Source organism: Plantactinospora sp. WMMB782, from assembly GCF_049179135.1.
In the GTDB taxonomy this organism is placed as follows: Bacteria; Actinomycetota; Actinomycetes; order Mycobacteriales; family Micromonosporaceae; genus Plantactinospora.
The window spans coordinates 3,549,411-3,574,902 of sequence record NZ_JBMHMC010000007.1 but is presented as its reverse complement, the minus strand read 5'-3'; the positions used below and the strand labels follow the sequence as shown (position 1 = coordinate 3,574,902).

27 protein-coding genes are annotated in these 25,492 nt (G+C 70.1%); 17 read left to right on the top strand and 10 right to left on the bottom strand.

The window, feature by feature from the left end; translation table 11 throughout:
• Positions 1-28: 28 nt before the first annotated feature.
• Entirely contained in the window at positions 29-1,267 is a 1,239-nt protein-coding gene (locus ACN28A_RS18465; RefSeq protein ID WP_421396769.1) for a WD40/YVTN/BNR-like repeat-containing protein, read from the top strand.
• Here ACN28A_RS18465 and ACN28A_RS18460 read toward each other — a convergent pair.
• Positions 1,260-2,297: a hemolysin family protein gene (locus tag ACN28A_RS18460; RefSeq protein ID WP_421396768.1), complete on the bottom strand. Its 1,038-nt coding sequence runs from the start codon at positions 2,295-2,297 to the stop codon at positions 1,260-1,262. The two genes, ACN28A_RS18465 and ACN28A_RS18460, sit on opposite strands and share 8 nt — an antisense overlap.
• A 201-nt stretch (positions 2,298-2,498) precedes the next feature.
• On the opposite strand from ACN28A_RS18460, the gene galE reads away from it, so the two are divergent.
• From galE to ACN28A_RS18445, 3 genes are all read left to right on the top strand, one after another.
• On the top strand, positions 2,499-3,488 hold the full coding sequence (galE, locus tag ACN28A_RS18455; protein WP_421396766.1) for a UDP-glucose 4-epimerase GalE: 990 nt from the start codon (positions 2,499-2,501) through the stop codon (positions 3,486-3,488).
• The gene (galK, locus tag ACN28A_RS18450) at positions 3,485-4,705 is read left to right on the top strand and encodes a galactokinase (RefSeq protein WP_421396764.1); all 1,221 of its coding nucleotides are present in this window, start codon (positions 3,485-3,487) and stop codon (positions 4,703-4,705) included. The genes galE and galK overlap by 4 nt, the downstream gene beginning before the upstream one ends.
• A 311-nt stretch (positions 4,706-5,016) precedes the next feature.
• A complete protein-coding gene (locus ACN28A_RS18445; protein WP_421396762.1) occupies positions 5,017-5,316 on the top strand; it encodes a DUF5808 domain-containing protein in 300 nt (99 codons plus the stop codon).
• Positions 5,317-5,355: 39 nt separating this feature from the next.
• Here the strand turns inward: ACN28A_RS18445 and ACN28A_RS18440 are convergent, their stop codons facing one another.
• Positions 5,356-5,568 (bottom strand): hypothetical protein, encoded by a 213-nt coding sequence (locus ACN28A_RS18440; RefSeq protein WP_421396760.1) that lies wholly within the window; start codon positions 5,566-5,568, stop codon positions 5,356-5,358.
• 163 nt (positions 5,569-5,731) lie between these two features.
• Between ACN28A_RS18440 and ACN28A_RS18435 the strand changes: the two genes are divergently transcribed.
• Positions 5,732-6,025 (top strand): hypothetical protein, encoded by a 294-nt coding sequence (locus ACN28A_RS18435; RefSeq protein ID WP_421404482.1) that lies wholly within the window; start codon positions 5,732-5,734, stop codon positions 6,023-6,025.
• A 42-nt stretch (positions 6,026-6,067) separates the two neighbouring features.
• On the opposite strand, the gene ACN28A_RS18430 is transcribed toward ACN28A_RS18435, so the two are convergent.
• Positions 6,068-6,466 (bottom strand): hypothetical protein, encoded by a 399-nt coding sequence (locus ACN28A_RS18430; RefSeq protein ID WP_421396758.1) that lies wholly within the window; start codon positions 6,464-6,466, stop codon positions 6,068-6,070.
• A 138-nt stretch (positions 6,467-6,604) separates the two neighbouring features.
• Between ACN28A_RS18430 and ACN28A_RS18425 the strand changes: the two genes are divergently transcribed.
• Both ACN28A_RS18425 and ACN28A_RS18420 read left to right on the top strand, forming a co-directional pair.
• The gene (locus ACN28A_RS18425; protein ID WP_421396756.1) at positions 6,605-6,889 is read left to right on the top strand and encodes a Scr1 family TA system antitoxin-like transcriptional regulator; all 285 of its coding nucleotides are present in this window, start codon (positions 6,605-6,607) and stop codon (positions 6,887-6,889) included.
• A gap of 19 nt (positions 6,890-6,908) precedes the next feature.
• A complete protein-coding gene (locus ACN28A_RS18420; protein ID WP_421396754.1) occupies positions 6,909-7,136 on the top strand; it encodes a DUF397 domain-containing protein in 228 nt (75 codons plus the stop codon).
• Positions 7,137-7,209: 73 nt separating this feature from the next.
• On the opposite strand, the gene ACN28A_RS18415 is transcribed toward ACN28A_RS18420, so the two are convergent.
• From ACN28A_RS18415 to ACN28A_RS18405, 3 genes are read right to left on the bottom strand one after another with little or no spacing between them, the layout of a single operon-like run.
• Positions 7,210-7,806 (bottom strand): hypothetical protein, encoded by a 597-nt coding sequence (locus ACN28A_RS18415; protein ID WP_421396752.1) that lies wholly within the window; start codon positions 7,804-7,806, stop codon positions 7,210-7,212.
• On the bottom strand, positions 7,803-9,632 hold the full coding sequence (locus ACN28A_RS18410; protein WP_421396750.1) for a M91 family zinc metallopeptidase: 1,830 nt from the start codon (positions 9,630-9,632) through the stop codon (positions 7,803-7,805). Before ACN28A_RS18410 ends, ACN28A_RS18415 begins: the two co-directional genes overlap by 4 nt.
• Positions 9,633-9,646: 14 nt before the next feature.
• Positions 9,647-9,976, bottom strand: a complete 330-nt coding sequence (locus ACN28A_RS18405; RefSeq protein ID WP_421396748.1) for a hypothetical protein — start codon at positions 9,974-9,976, stop codon at positions 9,647-9,649.
• 83 nt (positions 9,977-10,059) lie between these two features.
• Here ACN28A_RS18405 and ACN28A_RS18400 point away from each other — a divergent pair, with 83 nt between their 5' ends.
• Positions 10,060-10,602, top strand: coding sequence for a hypothetical protein (locus tag ACN28A_RS18400; RefSeq protein ID WP_421396746.1), 543 nt, complete (start codon positions 10,060-10,062; stop codon positions 10,600-10,602).
• Complete coding sequence (locus ACN28A_RS18395) at positions 10,599-11,243, top strand: AAA family ATPase (protein WP_421396744.1); 645 nt, start codon at positions 10,599-10,601, stop codon at positions 11,241-11,243. Before ACN28A_RS18400 ends, ACN28A_RS18395 begins: the two co-directional genes overlap by 4 nt.
• Positions 11,244-11,295: 52 nt before the next feature.
• On the opposite strand, the gene ACN28A_RS18390 is transcribed toward ACN28A_RS18395, so the two are convergent.
• Positions 11,296-11,580 (bottom strand): hypothetical protein, encoded by a 285-nt coding sequence (locus ACN28A_RS18390; protein WP_421396742.1) that lies wholly within the window; start codon positions 11,578-11,580, stop codon positions 11,296-11,298.
• Here ACN28A_RS18390 and ACN28A_RS18385 point away from each other — a divergent pair.
• From ACN28A_RS18385 to ACN28A_RS18360, 6 genes are all read left to right on the top strand, one after another.
• Positions 11,548-12,504 carry a hypothetical protein gene (locus tag ACN28A_RS18385; RefSeq protein ID WP_421396741.1) on the top strand — a complete coding sequence of 319 codons (957 nt, stop codon included), beginning with the start codon at positions 11,548-11,550 and terminating at the stop codon, positions 12,502-12,504. The genes ACN28A_RS18390 and ACN28A_RS18385 overlap by 33 nt on opposite strands.
• Positions 12,505-12,726: 222 nt before the next feature.
• On the top strand, positions 12,727-13,602 hold the full coding sequence (locus tag ACN28A_RS18380; protein WP_421396739.1) for a hypothetical protein: 876 nt from the start codon (positions 12,727-12,729) through the stop codon (positions 13,600-13,602).
• A gap of 235 nt (positions 13,603-13,837) precedes the next feature.
• Complete coding sequence (locus ACN28A_RS18375) at positions 13,838-14,335, top strand: hypothetical protein (protein ID WP_421396737.1); 498 nt, start codon at positions 13,838-13,840, stop codon at positions 14,333-14,335.
• Positions 14,336-14,356: 21 nt separating this feature from the next.
• Positions 14,357-15,469 (top strand): hypothetical protein, encoded by a 1,113-nt coding sequence (locus ACN28A_RS18370; RefSeq protein WP_421396735.1) that lies wholly within the window; start codon positions 14,357-14,359, stop codon positions 15,467-15,469.
• A gap of 185 nt (positions 15,470-15,654) precedes the next feature.
• Entirely contained in the window at positions 15,655-16,200 is a 546-nt protein-coding gene (locus tag ACN28A_RS18365; RefSeq protein WP_421396733.1) for a hypothetical protein, read from the top strand.
• Between the two features lie 90 nt (positions 16,201-16,290).
• On the top strand, positions 16,291-16,680 hold the full coding sequence (locus ACN28A_RS18360) for a RidA family protein (RefSeq protein ID WP_421396731.1): 390 nt from the start codon (positions 16,291-16,293) through the stop codon (positions 16,678-16,680).
• A gap of 27 nt (positions 16,681-16,707) precedes the next feature.
• Here ACN28A_RS18360 and pglW read toward each other — a convergent pair whose 3' ends face one another.
• Entirely contained in the window at positions 16,708-21,138 is a 4,431-nt protein-coding gene (pglW, locus tag ACN28A_RS18355) for a BREX system serine/threonine kinase PglW (protein ID WP_421396729.1), read from the bottom strand.
• A 285-nt stretch (positions 21,139-21,423) separates the two neighbouring features.
• Here pglW and ACN28A_RS18350 point away from each other — a divergent pair, with 285 nt between their 5' ends.
• Positions 21,424-21,993 carry an RNA polymerase sigma factor gene (locus ACN28A_RS18350; protein WP_421396727.1) on the top strand — a complete coding sequence of 190 codons (570 nt, stop codon included), beginning with the start codon at positions 21,424-21,426 and terminating at the stop codon, positions 21,991-21,993.
• A gap of 17 nt (positions 21,994-22,010) precedes the next feature.
• Positions 22,011-22,970, top strand: coding sequence for a CU044_5270 family protein (locus ACN28A_RS18345; RefSeq protein WP_421396725.1), 960 nt, complete (start codon positions 22,011-22,013; stop codon positions 22,968-22,970).
• A 282-nt stretch (positions 22,971-23,252) separates the two neighbouring features.
• Here ACN28A_RS18345 and ACN28A_RS18340 read toward each other — a convergent pair whose 3' ends face one another.
• Both ACN28A_RS18340 and cysD read right to left on the bottom strand, forming a co-directional pair.
• On the bottom strand, positions 23,253-24,545 hold the full coding sequence (locus ACN28A_RS18340; protein ID WP_421396723.1) for a sulfate adenylyltransferase subunit 1: 1,293 nt from the start codon (positions 24,543-24,545) through the stop codon (positions 23,253-23,255).
• A gap of 1 nt (position 24,546) precedes the next feature.
• Positions 24,547-25,458 (bottom strand): sulfate adenylyltransferase subunit CysD, encoded by a 912-nt coding sequence (gene cysD / locus ACN28A_RS18335; protein WP_421396721.1) that lies wholly within the window; start codon positions 25,456-25,458, stop codon positions 24,547-24,549.
• Positions 25,459-25,492 lie beyond the last annotated feature (34 nt).

The following is a 25,492-nucleotide window of genomic DNA, read 5'->3' as shown; positions in this document are numbered from 1 at the left end:
CCGGGGGCGGTCGGCATCGGAGCTCGACGTGCGGCTGGCCCGCAGTCGGACGGTGCTGCTGGACAGCATCGAGCAGCCGCCACTGGCCCGGATCCGGGACCGTGCGGCGACCCGGCGCCGCCGCCGGCAAACGGTTCGGGTGGCCGGGGGGGCCGCCCTGCTCAGCCTGGCGGCGGCGGCCACCATGGTGCTCCAGCCGTGGACGCCGGACGGCACTGCTCCGGTGCCGCCGCCGGTGGCCGAGGCGCCGCCCGGTGGGCCGGTCTACAGCGGCGCAGGCATCACCGTCAACGGGCTCGACACGTCGCCCGTCGCGCACGTGCCGGGGACCATCGCCGACGTCGAGTTCGTCGACCCCGACCACGGCTACCTGCTGGCCCGCTGCGGACCCGCCGAGCCCTGCCCGGCGAACCTGGCCCGTACCTCGGACGGCGGTGCGAGCTGGGAGTACAGCGAACTGCCCGCCGGCAGCACCGGGCGGCAGGACCTGGAACTTGCCGCGTTCCCCGGCGGCCGGCTGCTGGTCAGCCACGCCGACGGGGCGTACGCCTCGGCGGACGAGGGGCGGAGCTGGCGGGAGGTCGGCAACGGGACCGGGACGGGCCGGGTCACGGCGGTCCGGGGCGACCTGCTCCGGGCCGGGCCGGGCGGCGGGCGGTGCGACCTCGACGTGCAGGTGTGGCAGCCGGAGACGCCCCGGGCGGGCAGTCCGGCGACCCGGCCCCAGCTCGACGTCTGCTGGGTGGCGCCGGCGGCCGGGGCCGACGGGGCCTGGTGGGTCGGCGGCTTCCGGAACGGTCACGCCGCCGTGGCGATGACCCGGGACCGGGGCACAAGCTGGCGCACCGTGGACCTGCCCGGCAGCACCCCGCCGGGCGGTACGGTCGAGGTGGCCAGCCTGGGCAGCCAGGCGTACGCGGCGGTGCGCGGTGCCGACCGGAAGCTGCTGGCCCTGCACCACTCCGCCGACGGCGGCCGGACGTTCACCCGGAGCCTGTCGGAGTCCGACGGCTCGGGGCTGCCGGCCGGACTCTCCGGTGCCCTGGTGCCACTGCTGGACGGCCGGCTGCTGGTGACCGGCACCGACCGCCAGTTGTACCTGAGCGTCGACGACGGGGTGACCTTCCAGCGGGCCGGCGGGAACCTGCCGCCGCTCGCCCGGCTGGAGCGGACCGTCGCCGGCTATGTCGGCTACGACCTGTTCGGTTCGGGCTGGGCGGCGTACTCGGCCGACGGTGCGACCTGGCGCAAACTCCAGATCATCTGAGCGACCCCTGCTGCTGTTGCGGCAGCCGGGCCGTCGAGACGCCGAGCCGGGCCACCCGGCGGCCCTCGACCGCCAGCACCCGCAGCAGCCAGCCCTCCGTACCGGAGCCGCCGTCCGGGGCGTCCCCGGTGTGGGACCCGCCCGTCGACCGGCCGGTACCCCCGTTTCCGGAGCCGCCGGTCTGCCCGCCGACCGGCACCGGCACCTCGTCACCGCAGACCGGCAGCCGGCCGAGCGAGGCCATCACGAACCCGCCGACCGTCTCGTACGGGCCGGGGGGCAGGGCGAAGCCGACCCGTTCGGCGAAGTCGGCGAGGTTGAGCCGGCCGTCCACCTCGGTGGGGCCACCGGTCGGCACCGGGTCGGGGGCGTTGTCGTACTCGTCGTGGATCTCGCCGACCAGTTCCTCGATCAGGTCTTCGAGGGTGACGATCCCGGCCGTGCCGCCGTACTCGTCGATCACGACCGCGAGGTGGTGCCGCTCCCGGCGCATCTCGGTCAGCGCCGCCAGCACCCGCTTGCTGCCCGGGATCTTCTTCACCTCCCGGGTCAGGTCCCCGATCGTGGTGCAGTCGTCCTCGTCCGGCCGGAGCAGTACGTCGCGCAGGTGCACGAAGCCGACCACGTCGTCGGAGGTGCCGTCGACCACCGGGTACCGGGTGTGTGTCTCGACCCGGACGAGCTGGGCCGCCTCGGCCAGGGGCAGTCCGGCGGCCAGGAAGACCACCTCGGTACGGGGCATCATCACCTCCCGGACCAGGCTGGCGCCGGCCACGAGTACCTCGTCGATGATCCGCCGTTCGACCGGGTCGAGCCGGGTGTTGGCGGCGACCAGATCCCGCAGTTCCGCCTCGCTGATCTGTTCCCGGCCGGCTGTCGGGCTCGCCCCGAGCAGGGCGGTGACCAGTCGGGTCGAGCCGTCCGCCGCCCGTACGATGATCCGGGCCAGGGCCCGCGCGAGTGGACCCGGTTGCCGCCGTGGGCGCCCCGGCGATCGTCGCCGGGGCCCGGTACTGCCGCCGTCCCGCATGCCAAGGATGGTAGACACCTGAGGTGCCCGGTGTGGGCATCTCGGGACCCGCGTCATCCTCCGGCCCATGTTCGACTCTGTGCAGAATTGGCAGAACGTGGTGGAATGCTGGGGGCCTCGGGAGCCCGTCCCGCGATCGCACCGAACCCGCCCGAGCGACCGGCACCGAACCCCGTCGAAACAAGCAGAAAGGGCACAGGCGTGAAACTGCTCGTCACCGGAGGTGCCGGTTACGTCGGCAGCGTCGTGACCCGGCTGCTGCTCGACGCCGGGCACGAGGTGGTGGTCCTGGACGACCTGCGCACCGGGCACGCCGAGGCGCTGGCCCCGGAGGCCACCTTCGTCCGGGCCGACGTCGCCGAGGCCGCCCGGGTACTCACCCCCGGCTCCGGCTTCGACGGCGTCCTGCACTTCGCCGCGCTCATCGCGGCCGGTGAGTCGATGGTCAAGCCGGAGCTCTACTGGCAGGTCAACACGGTCGGCTCGCTGGCGCTGCTGGACGCCGCCCGGTTGGCCGGGGTGCCGAGGTTCGTCTTCTCCTCCACCGCCGCCGTCTACGGCAACCCGACCGAGACGCCGATCAGGGAGACCAGCACCCCGCTGCCGACCAGCACGTACGGCGCCACCAAGCTCGCCGTCGACCTCGCGCTGACGTCGATGGCCACCGCGCACGGGCTGGCGGCGGTGTCGCTGCGCTACTTCAACGTCGCCGGCGCCTACCGGCGGGACGGGGTGGCGCTCGGCGAGCGGCACGAGCCGGAGACACACCTGATCCCGATCGCCCTCCAGGTCGCCGCCGGACGCCGGGACAAGCTGCAACTCTTCGGCGACGACTACCCGACCGAGGACGGCACCTGCGTCCGGGACTACATCCACGTCGAGGACCTCGCCCGGGCCCACCTGCTCGCCCTGGCGGCCGCCCAGCCCGGCACGCACCGGGTCTTCAACCTCGGCAACGGCTGCGGCTTCTCCAACCGGCAGGTGGTGGCGGCGGTCCGCGAGGTGACCGGGCATCCGGTGCCGGTCGAGACGGCGCCGCGCCGCGCCGGTGACCCGGCCGCGCTCGTCGCCTCCGCCGAGCGGGCCCGGACCGACCTCGGCTGGATCCCGGCGAAGCCGGCCCTGCCGGAGATCGTCGCCGACGCCTGGGCGTTCTACCAGGAGCAGATCCTCGGCGGGGCCGCGTCGTGACCGGCAGCAGCCCCGACGCCAGGCACCGGCCGGCCGCCAGGGACCATCCGGACCAGCCCGTCGGGCCGGTCGACGAACGCGCCACCGCCGCCTTCACCAGCGAGTACGCCGACCGCCCCGCCGGCGTCTGGGCGGCACCCGGCCGGGTGAACCTGATCGGCGAACACACCGACTACAACGACGGCTTCGTGTTGCCGTTCGCGTTGCCGCAGCGCACCGTGGTCGCCGCCGCGCCGGAGCGGGGGCGGCGTTGGACAGTGTGGTCCGAACAGGCCGGTGAGCGGATCTCGTTCGGCCGGGCCGACGCCGCCGAGCCGGGTCGGGTCAGCGGCTGGGCGGCGTACGTCGCCGGAGTCGTCTGGGCGCTGCGCGAGGCGGGGCACGACGTACCGGTGGCCCGGCTGGCGATCGCCTCCGACGTACCGCTCGGGGCCGGGCTCTCCTCCTCGGCCGCGCTGGAGTCGGCTGTCCTCACCGCGCTGGCCGACCTCGGCGAGCTGGAGCTGCCACTCGCCGACCGGCCGGCGCTGGCGCAGCGGGCCGAGAACCACTACGCCGGGATGCCCTGCGGCATCATGGACCAGTCGGCGTCGCTGCGCTGCCAGCCGGGCCACGCACTCTTCCTGGACTGCCGGAGCCTCGCCGTCGAGCAGGTGCCGTTCGACCTCGACGCCGCCGGGCTGGCCGTCCTGGTGATCGACTCGAACGCGCCGCACCGGCACGTCGGCGGCGAGTACGCCGCCCGCCGCGCCGCCTGCGAGTCCGCCGCCGCCGCGCTCGGCGTTCCGGCACTGCGGGACGTCACCGTCGACCGGCTCGACGCCGCGCTGGCCCGGCTCGACGACGAGACGGTACGCCGCCGGGTCCGGCACGTGGTGACCGAGAACCAGCGGGTACTGGAGACCGTCGAACTGCTCCGCACCGGCCGGCTCGCCGAGATCGGGCCGCTGCTGACCGCCTCGCACGCCTCGATGCGGGACGATTTCGAGATCACCGTCCCGGAGGTGGACACCGCGGTCGAGTCGGCGCTGGCCGCCGGGGCGTACGGGGCCCGGATGACCGGGGGCGGCTTCGGCGGCTGCGTGCTCGCCCTTGTCGACGAGGCAGCCGCCGGGTCGGTCGCGTCGACGGTGACCGAGGCGTACGCCCGGCGGGGCTTCCGCGCTCCGTCCACCTTCACCGCGACGCCCGGCGCAGGAGCCCAGCGGCTGCGCTGACTGCGCCCCGAACAGCTCGGCGAGCAGCTCGACGGACGGCTAGGGCACGGTCACGACGCCGGGAGGCGACCTGTCTGCGCAGAGACTGTCGAGCTGCCCCGCCTGTGCCTCCGGCGCCCCCGCCACCGCCCCTGGAGCACGGTGGAGACCGTCACCTGGACACCAGAGGCGTTATGCGGCATCGATAACGCCTCTGGTGTCCAGGTCACCGATTCTGTTGGCACCACCCGCCACGGGCGGACGGCCCGAGGGCGCTGAGTGTGCGCCTTCGCCGGTCGGCATGGGCGCCCTGGCGGTCGTAGCCTTGGGCCATGGGCCATACAACCAAACTGATCGCCGCGGCAGCGGGCGCACTGGTGGGCGCCGCGGTCGCCAAGGAGCTGGAGAAGCCGCCGGAGCAACGCACCTGGCACGGCGACGTCGTCGGCGTACCCTACGACTTCCGCCCGCCCACGGCGGAGAAGCTGCGGCGGTCGATGTGGAACCCCGACGACTCACGACTGCTGGTGCCGCACGCCTTCGGCATGGGCTGGAGCGTCAACTTCGCCGCCGTCGCCGCCCTGGCCGCGCAGGCGCGTCCGGAGGTCGACACGGCCGACGACCGTCGCTGACAGCGATCTGACAGCGATCTCGTCACATCGCCGTTGCCGTCACCTGGCGAAGGCGAGGCCCTGCTCCGCGAGCGCGGCGTCCAGGATGCGGATCGCCCTCGGCCCGACTCCGTGCAGGGCCAGCAGGGCCCGACGGTCGTGGGCGGCCACCTGCGCGAGCGTCGTGATGCCGGCTTCGAGCAGCGCACTGTTGGCCGGTCGACCGAGCGGCGGCAGGTCACCGATCCGGGCGGGCACGTCGCGGGTACTCATGCGGTCACGGTAGTCCGGCCGGGTGACCGCAGGCCCGCCAGGCCGCGGCACAGGTAGGGGCGCCCCGCGGGAGGCAGGTCCGGGCGCAGCCGGAGGTAGAGGGCTGCTCCGCACCGGCCGGCTCGCCGGGCTCGGGCCGCTGCTGACCGCCTCGCACGCCTCGATGCGGGGCGATTTCGGAATCACCGTTCCGGAGGTGGACACCGTGGTCGAGTCGGTGCTGGCCGCCGGGGCGTACGGGGCCGGGATGACCGGGGGCGGCTTCGGCGGCTGCGTACTCGCCCTGGTCGACGCGGCAACCGCCGAGACGGTGGCGTCGACGGTGGCCGGGGCCTACGCCGAGCGCCGGCTTCCGGGCCCCGACCCCCTGCACCGTGACTCCGAGGGCGGGAGTGCAGCGGCTCGGCTGACGACCGGAGCAGTCGAGCCGGTCACCCGCTGCCGGACAGGCGAGTGAAGGTCTGCCGGATGTCAGGCCGGCGCGTCGGGCCCGATGCTGTCAGGCCAGCATCGGATCCGACGCCTGGACGAGCACCGCTGGCCCGTACCGCTCGATCGCCGGCCGGGCGCGGGTGAGGTCGGCCGACCGGACCCCGACGATCACCCGGTCCGCGGTCAGGCCGATCGAATTGATCCGTAAGCCGCGGTCCAGCCACTCCTGATGGTCCGCCCGCACCCGGCCCTGCAGGGCGACAAGCTGCCGGCGGGAGGAGTCGGAGTCGACGAAACGGCTGAGATGAGGGAACTCTGCCCGGACCCGGCGGTCGAACCCGGAGTGTGGCCGTCGATAGACCAGCAGGGTCTGCTGCTCGACGGCCACTCCCGTGAAGTGCTCGGGGAAGTGCTCGCGACAGAAGTGTTCCACGGTCGCGGGAGACTGCCGGTCATTCCTCGACATCGCTTCTCCCCCATTCCTCGACATCGCTCCTCCCGCGTCGCGGGCTTGTCCGTTCCCAAGAATTGTGTGACGGCTAGCGACGGGTCAACAACTGCAGCCCCAGGTCCTCGAATGGGAGGTTGAGGCTGACCGTGATGCTTGATCGAGGCGTGTGCCAACCCGTCGATCGTGTTGCAGATACTGCCGTTCGACGCCGGAGCCCGCGCCGCCATGGGCGGTGCGTTCACCATCCTGGACTACGACGACCCGGTGCTTGACCCGACGGTCGTCTACATCGGCAATGACACGAGCACCCTGCTCATGGAGAAGGAGTCGCAGGTCGCCCGCTATAGACTCACGTTCGACCACCTGCGCGCGAAGGCACTCGACCCCGATCAGTCGGGCGAGTTCTTGGCTCGGGTGGCAGACAGCTACCCCGGGTGACCCGTACGAGGAGACGACGATGACCGCCCCCGACCTGAGTCAGGCCGCCTGGCGCAAGAGCAGCCGCAGCGGCGCCAACGACTCGAACTGCGTCGAGGTCGCCGGACTAGCAGGGGCGGTCGGGGTACGGGATTCGAAGGATCCGACGGGGCCAGTACTTCGGTTCAGCCCGCACGCCTGGACCAGCTTCACCAGCGGTCTACAGCGAGACCCCGGATTCACAAGCGCGTTGAACGGCAGGGCCTGAGCCGAGAGATGCCATCGGCATCGCCACCTCCGCGTTGGCCGCAACCGGTGCACGTCCGCCGGGCGGTCGCCGATCACAGCGTGGCGGGCGGCGAACAGAAGAGATGCTGTGGCCCGTTCAGCGGATATTTCCCGCGACCGTCGTTGGCCGGCTTCGGCGCGGGAGCCTCGCTCTGCAGCACGACGCCGAGACAGAAGACGACTTCCCGCACCGGGTCCGGGAGCTTGACCTTGCCGACGTAGGGGCGGTTGCCCTCCAGCGGCAGGTAGATCGTGAGTTCTTCGGTGAACTCCTCGCCGGGTGCGACAACCGTGCCTTCGATGGTGACGATCCCGTCGGCGTTCACTCCGGGCGGGATGTCGAAGGTGCGCTTGGCCAGCTCGACCGTGCCATCCTTCCGCACGCTCACATAGACATCGTTGGCATGCGACGCGACGCCGTCCTCCACCCCGACGTAGGCGACGATCGGTTCCGTCCCCTGGTTGCGCAGTGTGTAGCGGATGGCCAGCGCGGTTTCCGATCGAGGGGTGACTTCGGCGTCGAATCTCGCCGTTGGCTTGGTGCCGGTCGGGACCCACTCCGGCTCGAAATCGTCGTACGGGTCCGCGCAGCCAGCCAGCATGACGACGGTGAGCGCAGCGCAGCCGAGGAGGGACAACTTCTTGATCATGAATAGGACGTCCTCTTTGGCAGGCCCAGTTCGTCGCGCAGAGCATTTTCGGTGTAGCGGTAGGGGTGGTCGGGGTCGACCTGGTCGGGCGTGCTCGGGTCATCGTCCTCGTCGATCGGCAGGCCGACCGCCTGCCGTTCGCTGTTCTTGACCCCGACATCGTCCGGCCCCTGATGGGTGCCGGAGGCGGAGGTGTCGTTTCCAAAGTCGTAGACGTGCGCAAGTTCGTGGAAGAGACCCACAACCGGCGGGCGCTCGTTCGACGGCGCCGTCGACAGCCGCTCCGGGCTGTAGCTGACCTTGTAGTCCTCGCCCAGAACCCAGTTCGTGCTGTACGAGGCTTTGTTGGCGTCGGCGACGATGACAAGCGGGTTGCCCTGGTACGCGATGTCCCCGAGCACCGGCCAGTCGGCGGCGACGGCGGCCGAGTCGTTGCGGATGTCGTCCATCTCGGCGAGCATCTGCTGCCCGACCGGGGAGGCGCGCATCATGTCGAGGTCGGCACGGACCCGCTCCTGAAACTCGGCCGGCCCGTCGATCTTGATGTAGTGTGCCGCGTCGCTCACCTCGATCCGGATGTCCTGCCGTACCCCGGCCACCTGGTCCTCGTCCTGCCGGTAGGCGGTGTCGGCCCCACCGCCACCCGAGACCGTGTCGCGGCCATGCCCGGCGTAGACCACGTCGTCGCCCGAGCCGCCGTCGAGCCGGTCGTTGTCCCGGCCGCCGGAGACGATGTCCCGGCCGGCCCCGCCGTGCACGGTGTCGTCGCCAGTCGCGCCTTCGAGGTAGTCCCCACCCTCGCCGCCGGCGATGTTGTCGTTCCCGGACAGTCCGTAGACGACGTCGTCGCCCCGCCCGCCGGCCAGCAGGTCGTCGCCGCCCTGGCCGTCGGCGTAGTCCCGGCCGGAGCCGGCCGAGGCATAGTCGTTCCCGGCGCCGCCGGAGATGGTGTCGTCGCCGTGCAGGCCGACGATCCGTTCGTCGCCGTCCCCGCCGCGCAGTTTGTCGCTGCCGTCGCCGCCGAGCAGGGTGAGGCTCAGGTTGGTGCCCGCGGGCACCTCGACCGTGTCGTTGCCCTCCCCGGCGCGAATCGTCACCGGCGTGCCCTCGGGGTAGCGATACGCGACACCGTTGACCTCGACGACCACCTGCCCGGTCGCCGGGTCGCGGGTCACCCTGACGTTGTCGTTGCCCGGACCGGTGTTGACCACGGCCCGGCCGTCGACCATCAGCACCGAGACACCGGTCACCTCCGCCGGCAGCGTGAACGGCTCGGCCGTGCCGGAGGAGACGCTGTCCCACTGCGTCGAGATGGCGTCCCACTCCGCGGCGGAGAAGCCGCTCAGCTTTCCCTTCAGGGCGTCCTCAAGCTCCTTGCGCAGGTTGCCGGCCCGGTTGGTCGCCTCGCTGACCTGGGTCGCCTGCTCGGGCTGGTTCCACCGGAAGACGATCTGACCACCCGAACGCCAGCTCGGCACGGCGCCCATGATCTGCTCGCGCTCGCCATCCAGCGCGTTCTGATACCACCGCAGCAGTTCGGCCACGCCCTCCAGCGCCGAGGCGAGCCGGTCGGCCTGGCCGCCCATCGTGTCGAGGCTGCCGAACACCTTCGACTGGTGCTGGCCGAACGAGTCGCGAGCCGCTCCCGACCACTGCGAGCCCAGCAGGTTCCGGCTGTCCGCCTCGATGTCGTCGCCGACTGCGACGGTCGCCTTGCCGAAGCGCCGCCACGCGGATGCCGCACTCTCGATCCGGCCCGGGTTGGCCTGGAAGTCCCAGAACGCGGCGTCGACCCGGATCTCCCGATCCTCCGGCGGGATACCCATCGGCGCGTCCTCTCCTAGATCGGGATGTTCGGATGGTCGCGGCGATGCCGCTCGGCCGCCCGCCCGTCGGCCTGCCGATAGGCGAAGGCGACCTGGAGCAGACTCTCGTTGTCGACCTCCAGCACACCGATGACCCGCTCGACGGCCGTACCGGCAGCGGCAGTCACCGTGTTGTAGGCGTCGGTGAGCTGCCCGGCCGGGCTGACCTGCCCGAAGTCGGCCGGCGAGAGCACGGCGTCGGCGCGCACCGCACGCAACGCGGACGCGAGTTCGGTGGAATTATCCAGATAGGACTGCGCGACCCTGGCGATCTCCACCGCGCCGGCACGAACCTCGTCCCCCATGCCCGTCCACGCTACCGCCGGGCGGCCAGGCCCTCCATCATGGCGGTACGCAACCATCCGATCACCCGACTATGGTCTGGCCCATGTCTCTGGTCCGGATGACCCTCGGCAACTACCGGTGCTTCGCCCAACGGCAGGACATCGAGCTGCGGCCCATCACAGTGGTCCTCGGCCGCAACAACTCCTGCAAGAGCGCCCTGGTACGCGCCCCGGTGCTGCTCGACTCCGGCATCCACACCAACGCGCCGACCCCACTCGACCTCGACGCCCTCGGCGAAGGGCTGGTCGGCCTTTTCGTCGACCTGATCCACGGCCGCCGCCCGCACGGCAACATCAACCTCGACCTGACCGTCGAGCACCCTCTGGAGTCGACCCGGCTTCAGGGAACCGTGCAGAACGTCGCCGGAGATCGATACGACTCGCAGGTCGTGTCTGCGCTGGAGCTGTCCCAGAACGGGGCCCGGCTGGCCCGGCCGGAGTGGGAGTTGAACGACCCGGCTGAGCAGCCCCGAAACTCGGTCGAAATAGCCGACGAGACTGGGACGGCGCCACAATCCCGTTTCACGGATTGCTGCCGGCAGAATCCACCCTGTTATTCGGACGAAACACGGCGCCAGGAGGCATGAAAATCGGTCTGTACCAGGCCGTCGATGCCTTTCGGCAGAACTTTCCCATCGTCCGCTACTTCGGGCCGTTCCGGGAGCAGCCGCAGCGGCGCTACCTGCTCCCCGCCCGGATGTCGAAGGAGCTTGGCAGCACCGGACTGCACGCCGCCGGCATCCTCGCCAGCGACACCGCCGGCCGGCAGGGCGAGCTGATCCGGCAGGTCAACGCCGGTCTCGCCGAACTCCTACCCGGCTGGAAACTGGACCTGGTCAGCCGGGGTGAGGTCTGGTCCGTCGTACTCCGCTCGGCGGCCGGCACCGACTTCGCGGTAAACCTGGCCGACGGGGGCACCGGGGTCGCCCAGGCCCTGCCGATCTTCGTGCAGCGGGCACTCGACGTGGTCAGTCCGCCGGATCGACCCGTACTCGAAATCATCGAGCAGCCGGAGCTGCACCTGCATCCGGCCGCGCACGCCGACCTCGCCGACCTCTACCTCGCGGCGGTCGAGGCCACCCCGGTCCGGTTCTCGATCGAGACGCACAGCGAGACGTTCCTGCTCCGGCTCCGGCGACGCATCGCCGAGGGAAAGGTGGACCCCGCCACCGTGGCCGTCTTGTCGTGGAACCGTCCGACGGTGCCGCCCAGGCCCGACGGATTCTGATCGGCGCCGACCGCAACCTCGACTACTGGCCGACCGGCATCTTCTCCGAGGACTACGCGGAAACCCGGGCGCTGGCCCGGCCCAGTGGGCGAAGCGGGACGCCGCTGCGAGTTGAGCTGGCTCCGGAGGTCTTCGCCGACACCGACGACCACACCGGGCCCTGGTCGACGAGGCCGAGCAGGTCGCCCAGCGGATCAAGGCGTACAAGATTCCGGTTGTCCGGCTCTTCGGCGGCGACCTGGAGCACGCGGTCGAGGCGTTCTCCCGGGTCAACAGCAGCGGCCGGCAGATCAGCCCGGACCAGATGGTCTCCGCGCTTACCTACCAGGCCGAGCACGCCGATACCCTGACCGACCGGATCTCCGGAATCCGGGAGAGCATCGCCGACAGCGGGTTCGGGGACGTCGCCGCGGAACCGGTCTTCCAGACCATCGTCGCGATCACCGGCGAGGACGACGTGCAGGGCGCCCGCTGGACCGCCCTCGCCGACCGGGTCGGCAACACCCTCGACGGGATCGTCGGGCAGGCCGAGGTCGCCCTGCACCGGGCGGTGCGGTTCCTCCGGTACGAGGCCGGGGTGCCGGTGGCCTGGCTGGTGCCGTACCCGCAGCAGCTCACGCTGCTCGCGCTCTTCTTCCACCACCGCCCCGACCCGGACGGCGCGCAGGGCCGGGCCCTGGTCCGCTGGTTCTGGAACATCTCGTGGTCGACGGCCTTCGTCGGCGGCAACGCCTTCCAACTCCGCCGAGCCCTGCACCACATACGCGCCTACGCCACCGGCCGCGCCCCGCTCCGCCTGCCCGGCCAGCAGCCCCAACCGCTACCGGAACGTTTCGACACCGAGGACGGCCGGGTACGCGCCTTCCTGCTCTGGGAGCTGAACCACTTCGGCCAGCGCTACGGGCTCGACGGCGAACCGATCGACCTGGTCGACCTGCTGGCCCGCTCCGGACCGGCCGCCTACCGCCGGATCGTCACCGGGACACGGGACGCCGCCAGCATCGCCAACCGCATCGTCCTGCCCACCCCACCCGGCACCCCCGTACGCGACGCCCTGCTCAACCTTCCGTTGAAACTGCTCCGGCCGTTGACGGTCAGCCACGGCATCCCGCCAGCCGCGCTGGCCCAGCTGCTCGCCGATCACCGCGAAGACTTCATCCGGGAGCGCACCGCCGCCCTGGACAGCCTGGAACAGCAGTTCATCCAGCAGATTGGCGGCGAGGCAAACACCTGGAACACCTCCCAGGAGGACGGATCCTGATCGAGGGGTTGGATGGTAGGAGCATCGACGCTATCCACAGGTTCCCGACTCTAGGGTGACGAGGCAATCGCTCTTCGTGCTATAACCTCCGTGGCAAATTCGCCTCGATCGGGGGAGCCGGACCTTGGAGACCGAGCCGAGCTGGCGGTCTGCGTATCGTGGCGACGACGTCCGCGGCCGAGGTCTCGGCTCGGGCAACCTTCTGAGGATGCGGGGATACCAGTGAGGCGCCGCACGATCTTCCTCGCCAGCACGTCTGTATTGGTGCTGCTGGTGACTGCGGCGGGCGTGTGGTGGGCGCAGCAGCCGAACGACGAGCCAAAGGCTGCGGCCTGCCGGTACCCGAAAGTGCCCGAGACGTTGTCCCTGGCGGTTCCCAATCGTTACGACCGGACGACGATCGCGGCACCGTCAGGCGGTGCCGTCACAGTGATCGAGACCGGCTTCACACAGACCGAGAACGACAGCGTGGTCAGCATCGGTGCCGTTCTGAAGAATACGAGTTCCCGCGTTGCCTACCGGACGCGGGTGATCTTCCGAGCCCATGCCGCGAACGGTGACTATGCGCTCGACGATCCGGCGCTGTTCCACTACCACCTCGAGATTCCGATCATTCGGCCCGGTGAGCGTGTGGTAGTCGGCACCTATGCGTCGCTCAACTCAACGAACTTCCGCCGGACAGGCGTCTGGCTCAAAGTTGCCCGGGCTGACCTCGACCTGCTCCGGACCCAATGGATTCCGGAGACCGACACGGGGACGTTCCCGACGATCAGCGCACAACTCGACCCCACCCAGCCGCCGCTGGCGGAGGATGGTCTAGTCACCGTGCGCCTGGCAGCAAACTCCAACGCCTGCCGTGCCCTTGGCGGCCGGGGCATAACCATGGTGTTCCGCAATGCAGCCGGAGCGGTGGTCGGCGGGGCGTTCGACAGTACCCGAGAAGCTGATTTCTGCGCGGCAGGCGACTTCAGCCCACGGGCGCTGGTTTTCGGCAGCAGGCTGCCCGACACGGACCTGGCCCGTACCGAGGTCAACGTCTACTGTGATGTGACTCCGAGCAGTGGCTTACCTCCAGGCCCATCTCAGCCTGCGAACTGACAAGATCACCGGATAGTTGGGCAACCCCGCTTGCAGACGGAGGATAGCCAGGATTGCTGAACCCAGCCGGACCATGATGGCGGACCGCCTTGCCGTGGCGACGATGCCAGCTCGGGTAGGACGCTTAGTCGACTCGAGGTTATCCACAGGTTTCCGACTGTAGCGTGACGAGATAGTCGCCCTTCGTGCTATAACCTCCGAAGCAAATTCACCTGCAACCGGGGGTATTCGGATCATGGAGACAACCGAGCCTGGGTGGCGGCCGGAGTATCGAGGCGCTGACGCCAGCGTCGGCGATGTGGGCTCGGGCAGGGAACTCGGTGCCCACCTCTACTACCTCTACCGGGCCGGCCGCAACGAGTTGCCCCAGATCGCCAAGACCTACGCCGACGTGGCCGTGATGGTCCACCGGACGGCCGGGGCGATGGAAGGGCAGTTCCATCTGCCCGGCCGAGGCATCGGTCCGGCCCAGCAGCGTCTGCTGGAGTTGCGCGCCGAGGTGCAGGGCGTGCTGCGGTTGACCTCGCTGCGGATGTCGGAGGTCGGCGCCGCGCTGGTCACGATTGCCGACCGTTACGCGGCCACGGACGAGGCGGCTGCCAATGAGTTCAGCCGGCTCCTGGGCAACAACGCCTCGGATTACCAGCGTCCCGCCCTCGCCCCGCCCGATCCCCCGGCCCCTGGGGATCCACCCCTGGCAGATCCCCGCATTCCCCGCAACGTCGTTGACTGACCTGGCCAGACGGGAGACGCCATGGTCGACAACTCGATCCCCTTCGACTATCGCCAGATGCACCAGTACCTCAACGAAATCGGCACCTACCTGGCCGAGTTGCACTACATCGACCAGGTGTTCGCGTACATGCAAGACATCGAGTCCAGTTCGTTCGACATCTTCGCCGAGATAGCCGCTCTCGGGAGCGCCCCCGGTTCCTGGATCAAGGTGGACTTCACCGGAACTGTCTCGTTCAGCCGTATGTGGCGCGTGCCGCCGCCGTTCCCACCACGCCTGATCTGGCAGGATTCGATAGAGGAGGTGATCCAGAAGCAGATCGACGAGCTCAAGACGAAAGCCGCAGGGTGGGCTTCGGACAACATGGACTCGATCAAAACGATGGTCAAGCCTTTGGCGCATCCCACCGGATCCGTCTATCTCAACGACATCGTCCAACCGGTGCGGGACGCACTGGCCCGGTTGGAAGACTTCGTGCCCCACGACTTCGGCAAGCTGCGGCACACCCTGGGCAACTGGTCCGGTGAGGCGGCCGATGATTTTGCCGGCAACTTCTACGACCCGTTCGAGCACACCTTGGCAAGCCATCATCGGATGCTCGCTTCGCTCGTCGCCGGCCTGGAGGCCGCGCACGCGACTGTCGACCTCACCCAGCAGAGCTTGATGAACGTGCTGCACGCTACCCGCGATGCGCTCCTGGAGCAACTACACCGACGCCCCCATCAGGCAGCAGCGCAGCAGCAGGAACAGTCCACCAAGCACGCCATGATCATCGTGAGCGCGTTCGTACCCATGGCAAAGGGCCGGGATCTCTGGGCCAACAGCCTCGACATGGCCAGCGCCGGCACCTCCGCAGTGGCGAGCGGCGCAGCGCCAAACCCCATGGATGAGCATGTCATGACCGGAGGCACGGCCGAAGAACTACTCCACGCCCTGACCGATGCCATCACCCTGATCGATGGTAACTCGGAGAGGCAGTACTACGCCCTCAACGACGACGTGCAGACCGTCCTCGCCCGGATCGACATGATTCGGGATGCCCCGGAGGGCAAGGACGGACGTTTGGTGCCCCCGCAGCCCCGGCTGCTCAACGGCACCAACAGCAGTGGTTTCTATCTACCGCAGGCCCGATGAACGGAGTTGTCGGCATGCACGTGCGCCGTCGGACCCGCTATCCCATCGCTCGACCCTGGGCAGCACTGGCCGCCGTGAGCGCCCTCGTCATGAGCGGATGCGCTTCCGGCCCGGAGCCGACCAAGACTCAAGAACCAGGCGTGACGTATGGGCAGCCAACCGCTGACACATGCGAGGGTATGAAGATGGCGGAGGTCGCGGCAGGTTCCGGTCTGAAACTCAGATCCTCAGACGATCCGACAGTAAAGTTCGACACTCGTGGTAGCTACGTCTACCTGAGCTGCGGCGTCAGTACCTATGACGAGAGTGATCGCTTCCGCACCGGGATCGGCAAATTCGAGCCGAGGGGCACAGTCAGTCTGAGGACGCACCCGACCCACGAAGATGCCGAACGCGGCCACGAGTCAAAGGTGTTCTCGCTGAGAACTCATGAACGGGCCGGCCAGTTCGGTGCGTCATCCCAGCAGATCAGTGGCTGGTGGGACGAAGGGGTCTACGTCCAGTTGATGCTCCCGATGGATCCAAAAGAGTACCCGAGCATTGAGAATCTCGACGCTGCTGCGATAGAGGTTATCTACGAACTCCGGCATGGGAATCTTCTCATCAGTACGGACCTGCATGCTCGGGCACCTACGCTACAGGTCGAGCAGGCCATCGCCTTTCTTCGAGAGTTCGTGGAGGCCATCACCGAGGAGGCCGTGGCCCATCTCTCCCGTACCGGCCCGAACTGATCCGGCCCTGCTGCCGTAGGCGGCCGAAGTGACGGACCAGCAGGGCACTACAGCGGATCTCGTCGACGAAGCCAACGACCGAGGACAGCGATGAGAATCTTTAGAAACCCCTCACCGGGCCGGGCCCATCCACCCATTGCTGGTTTCCACCACCAAGTGGAGATCGGTCCGAAGCACCGGTGGGTGGTGCTTTCCGGCCAGCTCGGCATCCTACCTGGCGGACATGTGCCGGACGACTCGATCGAACAACTGACGACCGCGCTCGAAAACGTCCGTTGGAACTTGTTCGCCGCCGACATGCAGATCAACGACGTAATGAAGTTGACCGTCTACCTTGTCGGCGACATCGATATGGATCGGCTGCGAGCTGTGCTCTCCGGCTGGCTCGGCAAGCATGAACCTACCCTGACCATCCTGTTCGTCGCCGGACTCGTCGGTTCCAGCTTTCGGGTACAAGTGGACGCCCTGGCCGCCCACTGAGTCATTCAGGTCGTCCCCATCCGCCCGTCACTGCGGCGGCCGGCCGTGTCGGTGTTCGTTCGCCACCCAGGCGTCCGGCAGCGTCACCCACTCGTCCTGAGCCACCGGCACCACCGTGGCATCGAGCCGCGGAAGCTGCCCCGGATCCTCCATCGGGCAGAGTAGCCACACCGCCCCCGCCCCACCCCGGGCCAGGTCCGCCAACTCCTCCAGCAGCTCCATCGCGCCATACCGGGCCAGCGGCGCGGCGTCGAAGAGCAGCAGCGGCAGCCGCCTGTCCGGCAGGGCCAGCAGCTCCGGCCGGAGTTGCTGCCAGGTCCGGGTGGCGAACTCGGCGAGCTTCAACGCGTCCCGCGAGTTCGGGTCGGCCGCGTCGGCGGCGAGCACCGTCTTCCAGGTCGGCTTCGGCCGGGCCTCGACCAGGGTACGCAGCTGCGCCAGGAACCGTCCCGCCACATTGCACGGACGCGCGTTCAACCGGTGGACCAGCTCGTGCTGAGCGGCCGGATACCGGTCGGTGCGCACCGTCAGCGCCCGGAACCCGCCCTCCTCACCGGTGCGGCCGAGCTGGTCCTCGGCCCGGAACGCGGCGGCCAACTCCGGCGAGGCCGCGTTCCACATCGTCATCCTGCTGTCGGTCGACCGGCGCTGCTGGGACGACATCCTGGTCGACGAACCGGTCCCCGGCCGCGCGTGGTAGGCACCGTTCCGGTAGATCAGCGGAAAGCCCGCCTCGGCGAGCAGGTGCCCCAGCCGGGGATGACCGGGCAGCGGCGGCATCTCCGGAAACCGTGCGGCGACCCGCTGCTGGATGTCCTTCTCGCGCAGTTCGGCACGCCGCTGGGTGGTCGACGGCGGCACCAGACCGGCCTGGGTCAGCCGCAGTGCCCGCACCGGATCGAGATCACGCGGATAGATCTCCAGCCGGGGCGAGGCCGCCGCCCGCGCCGAAGCCACCGCCGCCAACTGCACCATCCGCCGGTCGTCGAGCCGGAATCCCTGGTCGCCCACGGTGACGGCGGCCAGCTCGCGCAGTACCGTCGCCGGGCTCGGCAGCACCTCCAGCTCGGCGAGCCGGTCCGCCGCCTTGCCGAGCGCGTCGGCGAGGTCGAGCAGCGCCGGAGCGGACGGAGTGTCGGGTGACTCGTCGGCCGCCACCTCCAGGGCGATAAGCAGCCGGTCGCGGTTCCGGCGCTCCGGCGACGGATCACCGTGCCGCCGTACGGCGAATCGCGGCTCGTCCGCGAGCGGATCGATCTCGACGGCCGCCCGGACCACGGCAAGGGCCACCGCCCGGCGTACCGGTTCGAAGTCTTCCCCCGAGCCGCGTCGTACCAGCAGCGCGGTGGCCAGCTCGGTAGCCTCCATCACCCGACCGCTCTCGGCGAGCAGGGTGATCAGCTCGGCGCGGACACTGGCCAGCACCGGGTCGGCGTGCCAGCGCTTGCGTTCGGCCATCAGGTACTGCGCCACCCGGCCCGCGCTGACCTCGATCCGCTTCGCCACCTGCGACTGCAGCGGCCAGGGTGGCAGGTCCGGCAGTGCACCCGCCTCGTCGGGCAGGCCGAGCAGCAGGCGTACCGCCTCCACCTGCTTCTGGTTCGGATGCTGCGGCACCAGAAAGGCGGCGACCGCGTCCAGCCCGATCCGGGCGAGGTCCGTCGGCGACCTGCCGTCGGCGCCCGGCCGCTCGTCCGCGCGTACCGTCTCCGCGGCGATCTCGGCGCGCGCCTCCACACGATTGCGTGACGGCGCCGGACCCGACTCCTGCTCGCCGAGGCGGACCCGCCACTCCCGCAACCGCTGCTGCAACTCGCCCCGGGTCTTGGCGCCGAGGCCCGGCAGGGTGAAGAGCTGCTTCGAGCCCAGCCCGAGCAGGTCACCGACGGTGGTCGCGTCGAGCCGGTGCGCCGCCGACACCGCCCGGGGGGTCAGCCCGGAAGCTTCGAGTACGGTCGCCCGGGTCGCCCTGGCCGCCGCCTCGTCCCGGTCCGCGACCGTCGTCTCGACCTCGACATCCGGATGCTCCGAGCCGGCCGGGTGCTCGGAGCCGACCGGGGCGGTGTGGTCGGACTGCCGGAACACCTGCTGCCAGGCGTCCCGCATCTCCTTCAGCGACGCGTGCCGCTGCCCGGCGTCCCGGTGCAGCGCCCGCTGGAAGAACCCGACGAGCGCGCCCCGGATCGCCGGGTCGAACGCCTCGACCGCCAGCACCGGCGGCCCCTCGGTGTGCAGCGGGTTGGTGAGGTCGTCGCCCCAGACCGGGATCTCACCGGAGGCCATCTCGTGCAGGGTGACCGCGACCGCGTAGCGCTCGGCCTGCTCGTCGTAGACGGGCCGGGTGGTGGTGCCGAGGAACGGGTCGAGATAGCGGGGGGTGCCCGCCTCGATCTCGTCGACCGGCAGCGCGGCCAGCGAGAAGTCGAAGAGGACGAGCTGACGGGTACGGTTCGGTCGGATCCTGATCGCGATGTTGTCCGGCTTGATGTCCCGGTGGAAAACTCCCTCGCCCTGGAGGTGGTCGACCGCCCCGAACAGATAGTCGGAGTACGTCTCCAGCTCGTCGACGGTCAGCCGGCCGTCCTCGCGGAGCTTGCGGGCCAGCGTCTTCTCCCCGGCGTGCTCCAGGACGATCATCCAGCGCGGCGGCACCTCGATCGGCTCCTCCCGGGCCAGCCGGATCACCCTAGAGTCCTTGTGCAGCCCGCGCAGCACCTGGGCCTCGTGGCTCAACCGGGCCGCCTTCTCGTCGGAGAGCGCGACCTTCAGCACCTCCAGCGCACCGGTCCGGGTGTTCTCCGCCAGGAAGGCCCGGGAGGTCGAACCGGTGCCGAGCTTCTTCCTGATCTGCCAGTCGAGCACCGTGTCGCCGAGTTTCGCCTCCAGGACGTCGATGTGCTCCTCGGCAACCGCCGGTGGTGCGGTGAACTCCTCCTCGACCAGTTGCAACATCTCCAGCAACTCGGCCACGGAGGCGAGCCGGCGGGCCGGCACCGGCGCGGTGGCCGCCTGCACCAGCTCGTCCATGAACTCGGAGACGGAGTCGACAGTCGACGACGGGCGGAGGCCGTCCTCCTTCGCCAGCCTGGCCAGCAGCTCGGCCCGGCTGGCGGCCGGCGGTTGACCGGAGAGCAGCAGATAGGCGAGGGTGCCCAGCCCGAAGACGTCCAGGGCCACCGGGTCCGGTGCCGGCGCGCTCGACTCCGGCGCCAGGTACGCCTCGGCGGAGCGCTCCAGGTGCGGGCCGAGCCGCGACGACGGGGAGATGCGCAGCGCGTCCGCGCTGCCGCCGACCGAGTCGGGCCCGCGGGTGGCCGCCTGCCAGTCACTGATCTGGAGCTGTGGCCGCAGCCAGGCTGCCTCCTCCGGCTCACCCCGCTGCCGCTGGCCCGGCGTGACCAGCACGCCCCGGGCCGAGAGGCTGCGGTGGTAGAGCCGGCGGCCGTGGGCGTACCCGATCGCCTCCACCAGCTGCCGGACCATCCCGATCCGGGTGCCGACGTCGAGGCGTTCGCCGTACTGAGCCATGAAGTGGTCGAGCCGGACCGCCCGGGGGTCGTGCCGGAAGATCAGTGCCGGGCCGCCCTCGTGCGGCTCCATCGTGTCGACCTGCACGATCCCCGGATGGCTGATCCCGTGCAGGGCGATCATCTCCCGGCGGGCGGCCCGCTCGATGCTGGCCCGTTCCGCCTTGGCGGAGTTGCGCTCCAGGAGGTAGATCCGGATCCGGCGCTGCTCGTGCGCGAACTGGGCGTGCTCGGCCAGATGGTCCTGCCAGGTCGGTCCGACGTCGAACGGCTTGGCCTGCAGCTGCCACGAGCCGACCTGCTCGTAGCGGCGGCTCCGCGCGATGCCCACCTCCCTGAGCAACCTGGGCAGCGCCCTCGACACCTCCGGGGTCACCTGCCGGCGCTCGTCCCGGGGCAGCGCACCGAGCAGGTCTGACCAGATGCCCGGCAGTGGTCCGGCTGGCTGTCCCGGGTGCGGCTCCGGGCCGTACACCCAGTGCAGTTGGTGCTCGTCGAGCTGGACCTGGAGATCCGGCGCGGAGAGGAACACCGCCCCCTGGATGAACGGGACCCGCACCTTCAGCTTCTGCTTCGCCGCCTGCCGGTCCAGCAGCGAGCGGAGTCGTTTGGCCTTCAGGTCGGCCAGGTGCAGCGGGTTGTCGAAGGTACGGACGGACCCCTGGTTGTCCCGCTGGTTGTCGGCGATCCAGTTCGGGCCGCTGTTCGTCAGCCGGCCGTGCAGGCTCTTGATCTCGACCAGGTAGAGGCCGGCCCGAGCTGCCACCAACAGGTCGATCTCGTAGACGTGCCCGGTGTCGGCGGTGAAGGTGAAGTTCGACCAGGCACGGTACGGCTCGGCGTCCGGCAACAGCCGGCGGACGTGCTCCAACGCGGCCCGTTCGTGGTCGAACTGCGACGGGGTGATCGTCGTCCACCGGGCGTCCTGCATCGGTGCACGCCTCCTGTTCCGTCCACACTCTGGCACGTCGACGCCGCTGCGCCCGCCCCGGACGGTTCAGCGGCAGGCACCCCAGCGTAGTGACCTCGCGACAACCCGCGCGCTCGGGTTATCGGCGGATGGCACTCGGTAGCCGGCTCGTTCGGTGACCCGTTCGACCCGGTCGAGGGGGTACGACCGTCAGCCGCTGACTGCGGTTATTCCGCCGGAAGGAGTAACACTTGGTGACCGCCGTACGAAGAAGGAGTGTGAACGGCGACAAGAGAGGACGGCCCTGTGCATGATCCCAGGCCGACAGAAGAAGACATCTCCGACATCGGCACCAATCCAGCAGCTTTCGAGGCATTCTACCGTCGGCACATCGATGCGGTGGGCCGGTTCGTGGCGCGTCGGGTCGACGACCCACACCTCGCCGCCGACCTGACCGCCGACGTCTTCCTGGCGGTGATCGAGTCGGCGGACGGCTACCGGCCGGAGCGGGGTAGCCAGCTCGGCTGGCTGTTCGGGGTGGCCCGCAACGTCATCGCCGACGACCGCCGTCGGGCGGCCCAACGGCTTCGGGTGAACGGCCGGCTGGCCGGACGGCGGGAGTTGACCGTCGACGACATCGCCCGCATCGAGGAGCGGATCGACGCCGAGTCGGCGGCCCGGCACACCTATCGGGCGCTGCGCGAACTGCCCGAGGAGACCCGGGCCCTGATCGAACTCGTCGCCGTCGACGGCCTCACCGTGGCGGATGCGGCCATCGCGCTCGGGGTGTCCCCGGTCGCCGCCCGGGTTCGCCTGCATCGTGCCCGTCGCACCGTCCGTGCCCTGCTCGCCCGCCCGGCCACCAGCCTTGCTTGATGAAAAGAGATGACGGTATGACCAGGATCGAAGAGTCCTCGCACGGCTTCGAGGATCAGCTGCTCGCGGACCTGAAGACACATGTCGTTCGGCGTTCCGAGGCGAGTCCGGCGGCCCGTCCGCTCGGCGCCCGTGCCCGGTTCCGGCACGGTTGGCGGCTTGCCGGCGCATTCGGGCTGGCGGCTGTCCTGACCGCCGGCGTGCTGGCGGTCCAGACGATGGAGACGGGCGACCAGCCGCCGCCCACGGCAAGCGCGTCGGAGATCTTCCGACTGGCGGCCTCTGCCGCGCGGCAGCAGCCCGAACTCACCGCCCGCCCCGACCAGTACGTCTTCACGGAAGTCCTGGCGACGTCGCAGGAGACGCCGGGCAGCGGACCGTACGTGACCGGGCGGGTGCAGCTGTGGAAGTCGGCCGGAGGAGTGGCACACACCCAGCGGCGGTACCAGTCGGAGACCGGGCCGGACGGGTGGAGTGAACTGGAGGTGCTCCGCCTGGACGACCCCGCGGACCCCGACAGGAAGCTCGACGCGTTCCCGCCGCCGGCGTACCACGGCGACCTGCCCACCGACCCGGACGAACTGCTCCGACACCTCCGGGAGCACCCGGTCGAGCTGCATCTGCCGGAAGGCGCCGACGAGGAGACGTCCTCCGAACACATGCCGTACGTCACCGCACGGTCGATGCTCGACGGCTATGTGCCGCCCCGAGCACTGGCGGCGCTCTTCGAACTGCTGGCCGAGGAACCCGGAGCGGTTGTCGTCTCGGACGACGTGGTGGACGCGGCCGGCCGGCACGGGGTGGCGATTCGGATGCCCGGTGTGATCGGCGCCCACTACGACCTCGTCTTCGACCGGGACACCCACGCCTACCTCGGTACTCGGTTGTCGCACCTGCGTGACGGCAAGGAGTCGCTGCACTCCGCGTCGGCACTGCTCCGGGTCGCGATCGTCGACCGGCCGGGCCAACTGCCCTGACCGACCCCGACAACGACCTCGCCGGGCCCTTCCCGACCCACCGGGAAGGGCCCGGCGGCGTCAACGGCGTCGCCAGATCAGCGAGAGAGCCCGAACACTCCGGCCACCGCCGCCAGCATGCCACCGAGGGTGGTGGGAGAGCCATCGGGCGGAAAACGCGGGCACCCAGCCGGCGGCGAGCACCGGCACCGCCGTGAGTGGATGAAGGACAGTTGACCGTCCCACTAGGACGATGGACGATCGCGTTGTTTGCCAGCCGTGTCGGGGTGCCGCCGACCGGAGTCAGCCGGTCTCGACGATCATCCCCGCGCCGACCGTACGGTTCGTCGACTCGTCGATCACGATGAAGCCGCCGGTGGTCCGGTTCCGCCGGTACTCGTCGGCGAGCAGCGGCACCGTCGTGCGCAGCCGTACCCGGCCGATCTCGTTGAGTTTCAGCTCGGCGGCGGACTCGTCCCGGTGCAGCGAGTTGACGTCGAGCCGGTACTGCAGCCCGCGCACCACCGCCCGGGCGGACCGGGTGGTGTGCTTGATGGCGTACTTGCCGCCGACCCGCAGCGGCTTCGTCTCGTCCATCCAGCAGAGCATCGCCTCGATGTCCTGGGCGACGGCCGGGGCGTTGTGCGGCCGGCAGATCAGGTCGCCCCGGGAGATGTCGATCTCGTCGGTGAGGCGTACCGTCACCGACATCGGCGGGAACGCCTGCTCGACCGGGCCGTCGGCGGTCTCGATCGCGGCGATCCGGCTGGTGAACCCGGACGGCAGCACCATCACCTCGTCGCCCGGCTTCAGCACCCCGGAGGCGACCTGCCCGGCATAGCCCCGGTAGTCGGTCACCGTCGTCGACTGTGGACGGATCACGTACTGCACCGGGAACCGCACGTCGACCAGGTTGCGGTCGCTGGCGATGTGCACGTGTTCCAGGTGGTGCAGCAGGGACGGGCCCTCGTACCAGGGCGAGTTGTCCGAGCGGCTGACGATGTTGTCGCCGTGCAGGGCCGAGATCGGCACGACGGTCAGGTCCGGCACGTCGAGCTTGGCCGCGAACGCGGTGAACTCGTCCGCGATCCGCTCGAAGACCTCCTGGGACCAGTCGACCAGGTCCATCTTGTTGACGCAGAGCACCAGGTGCGGCACCCGGAGCAGCGAGCAGAGGAAGGCGTGCCGGCGGGACTGCTCGACAAGCCCCTTCCGGGCGTCGACCAGGATCAGCGCCAGGTCGGCGGTGGACGCCCCGGTCACCATGTTCCGGGTGTACTGGATGTGCCCGGGGGTGTCGGCGATGATGAACTTCCGCCGGGGGGTGGCGAAGTACCGGTACGCCACGTCGATGGTGATGCCCTGCTCCCGCTCGGCCCGCAGCCCGTCGGTGAGCAACGCCAGGTTGGTGTACTCGTCGCCCCGGGCCGCGCTGACCGCCTCGACCGCTTCGAGCTGGTCGGTGAAGAGCGACTTGGTGTCGTAGAGCAGCCGGCCGATAAGCGTCGACTTGCCGTCGTCGACGCTGCCGGCGGTGGCGAACCGGAGCAGGTCCATCGCGCGGGCCTCGGCCGGTGGGACCACGGTCGCGGTCATCTCAGAAGTACCCTTCCCGCTTGCGGTCTTCCATCGCCGCCTCGCTGACCCGGTCGTCGCCCCGGGTGGCACCGCGTTCGGTGATCCGGGTCGCCGCCACCTCGTCGATCACCAGCTCGACGGTGTCCGCCGCCGAGCGGACCGCCGCCGTGCACGACGCGTCGCCGACGGTGCGGTAGCGCACCTGCTCGACGAAGGGCGTCTCGCCGGCCCGGGGCCGGATGAACTCGTTCACCGCGTAGAGCATGCCGTCCCGCTCGACGACCTCGCGCTGGTGCGCGAAGTAGATCGACGGCAGCGCGAGCCGCTCGCTGGCGATGTAGTGCCAGATGTCCAGCTCGGTCCAGTTCGACAGCGGGAAGACCCGGATCGACTCGCCGGGGTGGTGCCGGCCGTTGTAGAGCGACCAGAGTTCGGGGCGCTGGTTCTTCGGGTCCCACTGGCCGAAGTCGTCGCGGAAGCTGAACACCCGCTCCTTGGCCCGGGCCTTCTCCTCGTCCCGTCGGGCGCCGCCGAAGAGCGCGTCGAAACGGTACTTCTCCACGGCGTCGAGCAGCACCGGCGTCTGGATCCGGTTGCGCATCCCGTCGGCCGGCTCCTGCACCAGTCCGGACTCCAGCGCCTCGGGCACGCTGGCGACCACCAGTTGCAGCCCCAGCTCGGCCACCCGGCGGTCGCGGTATTCGAGCACCTCGGGAAAGTTGTGCCCGGTGTCGACGTGCATCACCGGGAACGGGATCCGGGCCGGCGCGAACGCCTTCTCGGCCAGCCGGAGCATGACGATCGAGTCCTTGCCGCCGGAGAAGAGCAGCACCGGCCGCTCCAGCTCGGCGACCACCTCGCGGATGACGAAGACGCTCTCGGATTCCAGCGCGTCGAGATGCGAGACCCGGTAGGCAGCGGGTGAGGTCATGCCGTCACCCCGCCCGTTCCGACGCATGCCGACC